The 9748-nt window shown below is 34.1% G+C and carries 9 protein-coding genes; 5 read left to right on the top strand and 4 right to left on the bottom strand.

The annotated features are described in order from the left end of the window. Nucleotides 1–585, top strand: a 585-nt coding sequence (locus AC4AGG_RS13810) for an NADPH-dependent FMN reductase (RefSeq protein WP_489772596.1), incomplete at its 5' end; no start/stop codon positions are given. A gap of 66 nt (nucleotides 586–651) precedes the next feature. Here AC4AGG_RS13810 and AC4AGG_RS13805 read toward each other — a convergent pair. Beyond that, nucleotides 652–1557 carry a DUF808 family protein gene (locus AC4AGG_RS13805; RefSeq protein WP_489772595.1) on the bottom strand — a complete coding sequence of 302 codons (906 nt, stop codon included), beginning with the start codon at nucleotides 1555–1557 and terminating at the stop codon, nucleotides 652–654. Nucleotides 1558–2029: 472 nt separating this feature from the next. Between AC4AGG_RS13805 and purM the strand changes: the two genes are divergently transcribed. From purM to purD, 4 genes are all read left to right on the top strand, one after another. Further along, entirely contained in the window at nucleotides 2030–3019 is a 990-nt protein-coding gene (gene purM / locus AC4AGG_RS13800) for a phosphoribosylformylglycinamidine cyclo-ligase (RefSeq protein ID WP_489772594.1), read from the top strand. 61 nt (nucleotides 3020–3080) lie between these two features. Beyond that, entirely contained in the window at nucleotides 3081–3641 is a 561-nt protein-coding gene (gene purN / locus AC4AGG_RS13795) for a phosphoribosylglycinamide formyltransferase (RefSeq protein ID WP_489772593.1), read from the top strand. A 142-nt stretch (nucleotides 3642–3783) separates the two neighbouring features. Beyond that, nucleotides 3784–5301: a bifunctional phosphoribosylaminoimidazolecarboxamide formyltransferase/IMP cyclohydrolase gene (purH, locus tag AC4AGG_RS13790; protein WP_489772592.1), complete on the top strand. Its 1518-nt coding sequence runs from the start codon at nucleotides 3784–3786 to the stop codon at nucleotides 5299–5301. A 103-nt stretch (nucleotides 5302–5404) separates the two neighbouring features. Then, complete coding sequence (purD, locus tag AC4AGG_RS13785) at nucleotides 5405–6646, top strand: phosphoribosylamine--glycine ligase (RefSeq protein ID WP_489772591.1); 1242 nt, start codon at nucleotides 5405–5407, stop codon at nucleotides 6644–6646. A 90-nt stretch (nucleotides 6647–6736) separates the two neighbouring features. Here purD and AC4AGG_RS13780 read toward each other — a convergent pair whose 3' ends face one another. The 3 genes from AC4AGG_RS13780 to AC4AGG_RS13770 all read right to left on the bottom strand — a co-directional run. After that, complete coding sequence (locus tag AC4AGG_RS13780; RefSeq protein ID WP_489772590.1) at nucleotides 6737–7987, bottom strand: DEAD/DEAH box helicase; 1251 nt, start codon at nucleotides 7985–7987, stop codon at nucleotides 6737–6739. A 218-nt stretch (nucleotides 7988–8205) separates the two neighbouring features. Further along, nucleotides 8206–8694, bottom strand: coding sequence for a DUF6438 domain-containing protein (locus tag AC4AGG_RS13775; RefSeq protein WP_489772589.1), 489 nt, complete (start codon nucleotides 8692–8694; stop codon nucleotides 8206–8208). A gap of 47 nt (nucleotides 8695–8741) precedes the next feature. Further along, on the bottom strand, nucleotides 8742–9748 hold a 1007-nt coding region (locus AC4AGG_RS13770; RefSeq protein WP_489772588.1), incomplete at its 5' end, for a DUF6438 domain-containing protein.

Here is a 9748-nt window from a genome sequence, read left to right as displayed (position 1 = left end):
AGTTTTTATAAAGTTAGTTATTTTATCTTTAACCAAATTTATTACAATATGAAAATACTTGCATTTGCAGGAAGTATATCTTCTGATTCAATCAACAAAAAATTGGTTGAATTTGCGGCGGCTCAATTCCCCAATGATGAAGTGGAATTGCTTGACCTTAACGACTACGAAATGCCTTTGTTTAGCTCCGATAGAGAGCGTGCCATTGGATTTCATCCAATGGCGGTGGAATTTGCTCAAAAGATTGATGCTTCTGACCTTTTGTTGATTTCATTGGCAGAATATAATTCAGCTTATACTGCGGCTTTCAAAAATGTTTTTGATTGGGTTTCAAGAGTGAAAGATAGAAAAGCATTTGGTGACAAGCCCATTTTTCTTCTATCAACAGCACCAGGTCCTGGAGGTGGCAAAAATGTTTCTGAAGTTTTTATGAAACGTGCACCATTTAGTGGAGCAGAGGTGATTACTAACTTTGTTCTTCCTAAGTTCAACGAAACTTTTGAAGTTGGAAAAGGAATTATTGACGAAGAAAAGAATACTGAATTCCAAGAAAAATTAGAATTAGTTAAATCTCGTTTTTCTTAAATGAAATTTGAAAAAAAAGAGCGTTCAATCAAATACTGAACGCTCTTTTATATATCTATTTAAAAGTTATTTCTTAACCAGAGAAAATGCTTTTTTCCCTAATGTAAAAATCGGGATCATCACCAAGCCACCTATAATTCCTAAAAGAGCTTCTCTCGCCATTGCATTGAATTCTGGTAAAAAATGATGATGCAACCAATCGATGTTGTGTGCAAAGATTCCACCGGCAACCAAAATCAAGGCAATCGTTCCAACAATACCTAAAACTTTTATTACGATTGGGAGGGCCTTAACAAGCGTTTCACCAAGAAAATTAAAAAATCCTTTTCCATTTGATTTTCTAATCAATTTGAAACCAGCATCGTCCATTCTAACAATAAGAGCTACAATTCCATAAACACCAACAGTAGCAATAATCGAAACAATAGAAACGGTAGTAATTTCGACTAGTAAAGGATCGAATTGTGATTTTAAAGCTTCATAACCTTCTTTAGCAGAAGCCAAAGCAATGATGACAATTTCTAATGAAAGAATAAAATCTGTTGTAATGGCAGAACGAACTTTTTCTTTTTCGGTATCCTCTCCTTCTTCTTCGATTTCATCAGCTTCTTCAATTACTTCATGACCTTTTTTGTCACGATGAAATAAGAATTCTATAATTTTTTCAACACCTTCATAAGCCAAATAAAACCCACCTAAAATCAATACAATATTTGTAGCAGGAGGATACAACCATTGAAGAAAAAATACAATTGGTATAATAATCAATTTATTGATAAAAGAACCTTTCATGATTGCCAAAAGAACAGGGACTTCTCTTGAAGATAAAAAACCTGTCGCTTTTTCAGCGTTTACCGCAAGGTCATCACCAAGAATTCCCGCAGTTTTTGTAGTTGCAACCTTTGCTGTCACCGCAACATCATCCATTAATGCTGCGATATCGTCAAGAATAGCAAAAAATCCTGAAGCCATAGTTTGTTTTTTTTGAATGTGCAAAAATAAGGAATTTCGAGACAATTCTTGTTGACGATTTTTGGAAATGTTTTTTTGAAAATAATTATCTGCATAAAATCTAAATCAATTCAATAGAGGTAGTCTCTAGCTCGTCTACAAAAAAAATAGATTTTATGGCTTTAGCCAAAATTTGAGTATTGAAAACACTTTTTCTGTTTTTATGATATTAAAATCTAAAAACGATTTTGGGAATTTGATTTTAAAATCTTACTTTTGCATAAAGTAAAAAAGAAGTGAAAATTCAGAACATTTTTAGTGAATTTCCAGACCTTTCAAAGAAGGAAAAGAAGACTGACGCTAAAATTCTGAACTAAAATAACGGCCGATAATCGATAAGATTGTCGGCTTTTTTTATTAAATAATTTAAATAATATTGAGTTGAATTTTATATACAAAATTTATATCTAAAGTCTAATATCTAAAAATAAAAATGAGCAACACATACAAATCTGCGGGAGTTGATAAGGAAGAGGGTTACAAAACAGTTGACAAAATTAAATCTGCAGTTGCAGAAACACATAACAAGAATGTACTTACTGGTTTGGGAAGTTTCGGGGCTTTTTATGAAATTGGTGGATACAAAAATCCCGTTTTAGTTTCTGGAACGGACGGTGTTGGAACAAAACTAAAAATAGCTTTAGATACCCAAAAGTACGATTCTATTGGTATTGATTGTTTTGCAATGTGTGCAAATGATATTTTATGTCACGGTGCAAAACCATTATTTTTCTTAGATTATTTAGCTTGTGGAAAGCTGGATGCAGATGTTGCCGCAGAAATCGTAATGGGCATGGTAAAAGCTTGTAAAGACAATCAATGTGCTTTAATTGGAGGTGAAACCGCAGAAATGCCTGGAATGTACCAACCTGGAGATTACGATGTGGCTGGATTCTGCGTTGGTATTGTAGAAAAAGATCAAGTTATTGATGGTTCTAAAATCAAAACGGGAGATAAAATTATTGCGTTACCAAGTTCTGGATTTCACAGCAATGGATTTTCTTTGGTGAGAAAAATTTTCCCAAATTTTGAAGAAGATTTCCAAGGAAAGCCATTGTATGAAACACTTTTGGTTCCAACCAAATTATACTATAAAGATGTTTTCAAATTATTAGAAAACCTTGAAGTTTCTGGTATTGCTCATATTACTGGAGGAGGATTAATCGAGAATGTTCCTAGAATTATTCCAAATGATTTATGTGCGAAGATTGATACTTCAAAAATCCAAATTCCAGACGTGATGTTAGAGTTAGAAAAACGAGGAAACATCGAAAGAATGGAAATGTTCGGAACGTTTAATATGGGCGTTGGAATGGTTGTCGTAGTGGACGAATCTTTAGCTGAAAAAGCATTGTCACTTATTGAAAACGCTTATTTAGTTGGTGAAATTATTGAAAATGAAGAGAAAATAATTTTAGAATAGACACGAGAATCGAGACACGAGATTATTCTTGGTCTTGGTTCTTGGTTCCTGGCTCTTGTATATGAAAAATATAGTTGTTTTAGTAAGCGGTTCTGGTACCAATTTGCAGAGGATTGTTGATTGTATTAAGGCGGGAGAAATTTCCAATGCGAAAGTTTCTTTGGTGGTTGCCGATAGAGAATGCTTTGGACTTCAGCGTGCAGAAAATGAAAATATTCCATATCTTCTATTGAAGAGAGGAAAGGATTTTTGCGATAGACTGAATGAAGTTTTTCCAACCGATACCGATTTAATTGTTTGTGCAGGGTTTTTGTCGATTCTTACTTCAGGTTTTACTGAAAAATGGAATGGAAAAATCATCAATATTCATCCCTCTTTGTTACCAAAATTTGGCGGAAAAGGAATGTGGGGACATCACGTTCACGAAGCTGTAATTAATGCAAAAGAAAAGGAGAGTGGGGCAACAGTTCATTTTGTAACTGCAGGCGTTGATGAAGGCGAAATTATTCTTCAAGGAAAGGTTGGTGTTGCTGAAAACGAAACACCCGAAACTTTAGCTCAAAAAATCCATAAAGTTGAATACGATATTTTCCCAAAGGCAATTGAAAAAATATTGAACTAATCGTTCCGAAGGAACGAATATGATTAGCCTCGGAATTCATTCCGAAGGAACGAAAATATATAACCTTGGAATTTATTCCATGATGAAATAAAAAAATCTAATATCTAATATCTGAAATCTAACATCTAATATCTAAATAAAAATGTCAAAAAAACGTGCGTTAATCTCTGTTTCCGATAAAACTGGATTGACAGAGTTTGCTCAATTTTTAGAAAATCAAAACTACGAACTCATTTCAACAGGTGGTACATTTCTGCACCTTAAAAATGCAGGACTCAATCCAATTCAGATTGATGAAGTGACCAACTTCCCCGAAATGTTGGATGGTAGAGTAAAGACTTTGCATCCGAAGGTTCACGGTGGACTTTTGGCGGTTCGCAATAACGAAGAGCATATGAAAACCGTTGCTGAATACGAAATCGGTTTAATTGATATGGTTATTGTTAACCTTTATCCGTTTTTCGAGAACGCTAACAAAGACATTTCTTTGGACGAAAAGGTCGAATTCATCGATATTGGTGGACCTTCTATGTTACGTTCTGCTGCTAAAAATTTCAAGAGTGTTACGGTTATTACGGACGTTTCTGACTATGCTAAAGTTCAGGAAGAAATACAAAATTCTGGTGACTCAACTATAGAAACACGTAAAAAATTAGCTGGAAAAGTTTTCAATTTAACTTCCGCTTATGATGCAGCAATTTCTAAAATGTTATTGGAAGAAGAATATCCAACCTATTTGAATGCTTCCTACAAAAAAGTTTCTGATTTGAGGTATGGTGAAAATCCACATCAATCTGGGGCTTATTACGTTTCAACGATTGAAAACGGAGCAATGAAAGATTTTGAAATATTGGGAGGAAAAGAATTGTCTTTCAATAATTTAAGAGATATGGATTTGTGTTGGAAAGTCGTTAATGAGTTCAAAGAAGATATGGCTTGTTGTGCGGTTAAACATTCCACGCCTTGTGGTGTAGCAATTGGAGCTTCCGCTTTAGAAACCTATCAAAAGACTTTCGAATGCGACCCCGTTTCCATATTTGGTGGAATTGTAGCTATGAATTATAAAGTAAGTGCAGCAACAGCAGAAGAATTGAATAAAACCTTCTTAGAAATTGTAATGGCAACTGAATTTGATTTGGATGCTTTAGAAATTTTAAGAAAGAAAAAGAACCTTAGAATTATTAAAATTAAAAATCAAGTTTCCGATGCGCAGACTTGGGTGAAAATTGATGGCGGAATTTTGGTTCAAGACAATGATAATCAGTTTTCTCAGGATATCAAAACAATGACTTCAACAGAGCCAACTGCGGAACAACAAAAAGCTTTGCTTTTCGCTCAACGTGTCGTTAAATATGTGAAATCCAATGCAATTGTCGTTTCTAACGGAATTCAAGCTTTAGGAATTGGAGGTGGACAAGTCAATCGAATTTGGGCAACTGAACAAGCTGTACAAAGAGCTAAAGAAAAATTCAGTGGAGATTTGGTATTGGCTTCTGATGCTTTTTTCCCGTTCCGAGACGTCGTAGATTTCTGTGCTAAGGAAGGAATCAAAGCACTTATTCAACCAGGTGGAAGTATGAGAGACCAGGAAAGTATTGACGCTGCCAACGAATACGGAATTCCGATGCAGTTTACTGGGATGCGTCATTTTCTACATTAATTAAAATTTGCTGAAAACGTTATAAAATCGGCACATTCTTGTGCAATTTAATTTTATTGTTCAGTGTCAAATTTGTAAATTTGTAAAATACTAAAAAATCAAAATGAGAATACTAATCATAGGAAACGGAGGAAGAGAATCCGCTTTTGGAAAGAAATTGGCTGAAGATTCGAGAGTTAGCGAATTATTTTTTGCAAAGGGAAATGCAACCACTGCAAAGCTAGGAACTAATGTTAATATTACTAAAATCGATGAGTTGGTTTCTTTTGCGGAAAGAGAAGCTATCGACCTTACTATTGTAGGTCCAGAAGCTCCTTTGGTTGAAGGTGTTGTTAACGAATTCAAGAAGAAAGGTTTGAAAATCTTTGGACCAGAAAAGAAAATTGCGCTTTTGGAAGGAAGCAAGGCTTATTCTAAGCAATTTATGCAAGAATATGGTGTTAAAACTGGAGCTGCACATATTTTCAATTCTTATATTGATGCAAAAGCACACCTGGAAGCTCAGAAGAATTATCCAGTTGTGGTGAAAGCTTCTGGTCTAGCTCAAGGAAAGGGAGTTGTAATTGCGCTTAACAGAGATGAGGCAATGAAAACGATCCATGATTTCATGATTGACAAAATCTACGGAGATGCTGGTATTCAAGTAGTGATTGAAGAATATTTAGAAGGATTTGAAGCTTCTATTATTGCCTTTTCCAACGGAAAGAAAATTTACCCTTGTATCGCTGCAAAAGATTATAAAAAAGCTGGAAATGGTAATAAAGGACCTAATACAGGTGGTATGGGAAGTGTTGCACCAAGTCCAGAGTTCACAGAAGCGCATTTTGAAGATTTTGAAGCTAACATTTTGAATCCTACTTTGGCAGGGCTTAATGACAGATATCTTAATTTCTCTGGATTTATGTTTTTTGGTTTGATGGTTACCAAGGATGGTTGTCATCTTCTAGAGTACAACATGCGCTCTGGTGACCCTGAAACTCAGGTTTTGATGGCTCTTTTGGAGAATAATTTGTATGATGTGATTATGGATTGTATTGATGGTCACGAGATTAATTTAAGTTTCAAAAACAAAAAAGCAGTTTGTTTGGTAATGGCTTCTGGAGGTTATCCTGGAAGATTTGATACTGGTTTTGAAATCAAAGGAATTAACAAAGTAGATGAGAGTGATGTCTTGTTTTCTGGAGCTTCTGCGAATGGAGATAGAATCCTTACTACTGGAGGAAGAGTTCTTAACCTAGTTGCTACTGGTGATACTTACGAAGAAGCACGAGAAAAAGTGTACGATGACGCGCTTTCAATCAATTTTGATTATGCATATTATCGTCAAGATATTGGTAAATTCTAAATAAAGAATCTAAAATAAATAATAAAGGCTAACCCAATCGGTTAGCCTTTTATTATGGAATTAATTGTGCGAATTTTTGAAAATGGGAGGTTATTTTTTTCTAAAAAATCCTTTATTTTTCGGTTTTTTGAAACCAACATCTTCTCTTGACTGAGGTTTTGGCTTTGGAACGAAAGGTTTGTTATTGCTGTCCCTTTTTTGAACCGTCAAATCATCGGTATGATAAGGATGATCTTTGACCACAGGAATTTTTTTCCCAATAAGTTTTTCTGTGTTTTTAAGGTTAATAAGGTCTAATCCATCCACAAATGAGATTGATTGTCCTTCTGCACCAGCTCTACCAGTACGACCGATTCTATGTACATATGTTTCAGAAACGTCGGAAAGCTCAAAGTTGATAACATGTTTCAGTTCGTCAATGTCAATTCCACGAGCCGCAATGTCGGTTGCAACCAAGATTCTTGTTTTACCCGATTTGAAGTTTCCTAAAGCATTTTGACGCTGATTTTGCGATTTATTACCGTGGATTGCTTCAGCGGTGATCTGACTTTTTTGCAATTTTCTTGCAATTTTATCAGCACCGTGTTTTGTTCTTGAAAAAACCAAAACCGATTCTGAAATATCATTTTGTAGAATATGTGTCAACAAATCAAGTTTATTTTCTTTATCTACAAAATAAATGGCTTGCTTAATCGTGTCTGCAGTTGAAGAAACGGGTGCAACTTCCACCTTTACAGGTTTGGTCAACATCGAGTTAGCTAATTCTTCAATTTCGGTTGGAAAAGTTGCTGAAAAGAATAAAGTTTGACGTTTTGGAGGTAATAGTTTAATAATTCTCTTAACATCATGTACAAATCCCATATCAAGCATTCTGTCGGCTTCATCAAGGACGAAGATTTCAAGATTTTTGAGCGAAACAATACCTTGTCCGATAAAATCAAGTAATCTTCCAGGTGTTGCGACCAAGATGTCGGTTCCTCTTCTAAGAGCGGCTTCTTGAGCACCTTGCTTAACACCTCCGAAGATTACCAATGTTTTTAATGGAAGATTCTTGCCATAAGCGTGAAAACTTTCCTCGATTTGGATCGCTAATTCTCGTGTTGGCGTAAGAATTAACGTTTTGATATGACGATTTTTCTGGTTTTTTAAATGTAAATTTTGAAGAATTGGAATCGCGAATGCTGCGGTTTTTCCTGTTCCAGTTTGTGCTGTTCCTAATAAGTCTCTACCTTCTAATACGGAAGGAATCGCTTTTTGTTGAATAGGAGTGGGTTTTTCATAACCCTCGTGTTGAAGCGCATCTAAGATGGGCTTAATTAATTTTAAGTCAGTAAATAACAATTTAATAAATGTTTAAAATGTATGCGGGCGAAGTATTTTACTTCAACATTTTTGAGCATAAGAGCGTAAGAAGAATACCAGATTCCTACAAAGCTTTAATTAATTGGCTTAAGAATGCCGCGAAATAGTTGGCAAAGATAGACTATTTATTTTTATATCGTTTTTTCTTTAGAAAAGAAATGATGAATTCATTATTTTATATGGTTTGAAGCTAAAAATTATTCTACTTTTTTCCATTCTTGATTCTTGGGAAGCGCTTCTATAAAATCGTAAATTGCAATAAGCCTTTCAGTTCCTGATTTGCCATAATCTTCGATATCTTTTTCTGTACCGTCTGCGAATTTGATGATTAGGTGAGAAGTGGGTAAATCGGTGATATTTCGATCTCCATAGCGGTTTTTCAAAGACTTGATATCTGCTTCATTCAAAAGCTGAACAAGCCTTTCATAGTCATTCTTCTTAATTGTTGTCGTGAAAACTCCTTCTTTTTCTAATGAAAAATCATCTTTGCTTCGTCCTTCCGAAAAGGTAAATCTTTCGGCGTCGATGGTGGCAGTTCTATCAGGATTAATGGTGATTTCGAACACTGGACAAAATCCAAAACAAGCACCAGCTTTGTATTGGATTTGTAGGTAATTGCTATCTTGTTTTTGTGCAGAACAAGATAGCAATAGAAGTAAAGAGAATACGTTAAAAAAGAATTTCATTGCATAATTTATGAAAGAATGTAACAATTGCTAAAATAGTAATTTGCTTATTTTCCTGTCACTGCGTTCCAGTTTTGATTGAAACGAATGTCAAATAATTTTTTGTACAATAGTTTTAAGCCATAGGTGCCAACTAATCCATAATCCCTAATAGTTTTTGTTTTTCCATTGTCATAAGAAATCATTATAACAGAAGTCTGGTCGTCTGTCCAATTTGCCCAATAATCATTATTAAGCCTGGTGAAAACTTTGTAATTAATAATATCTGATAGTTCCAAAAAATCCTTGAAATGTATAATTGTAGAAAAATTTCCTTCCTCCTTTTCAAAATCCTTATAATCGATTTGTTCTTCACTAAAATTATTATGACGGGCTCTTAATTTTGAAATCTCATTTGGTATATTTAGCTCTAAATCGAACATAGGACAAGTTCCATAACAGCCAGAAGTTGAAAATTGAATTTTTTGAATTTTAAAGTTAGAAGGTGCCGAATTATGTTCTACAAAATTTCCAAATTTGTACGTAAGAACTTTATTTATTACTTTTTCTTTAAATCTTAAATTGTCTGACGTAAAATCTTCTATACTTTGAACATAAAATACTTGTATGTAATATTTTCCTTCTTCTTTTATAACTCTTGGAACGACACAATCAAAATGATTGGGAGTTAATTCTTTGATACTATAATGTGTGCCGAAATCAAAAAGAACAAGAGCACTGAAATTTGATGAAAAATCAAGAAATTTCTTTTTTTCATTATCATAATATCCGCCTTTGCAGCATTTATTATCTCCAATAAAAACCAAATCAGTTAAGCCATTTTCATCAAAATCTCCTTTGTAAAAAGTATTATTTATATTCAAACTGTCTGCAACCTTTTGATAAAGATTACTACTTACTACATGTTCATTGAAATCTTTAATCCTCAGTAATTGAAATTTTCTTAATGTCGAATCATTTGGTAAAACTGAACGAACAAATTCTTGAACATCTTCTTCAGTCTTCAATTGGTCAATTTTATTGTCGACTTTTGTCTGGGAAAAACAAAAATTAA

This window comes from Chryseobacterium sp. CG10_8 (assembly GCF_058117085.1).
The sequence above is the reverse complement of the archived record's forward strand: the minus strand, read 5'-3'. Positions and strand labels throughout refer to the sequence as shown.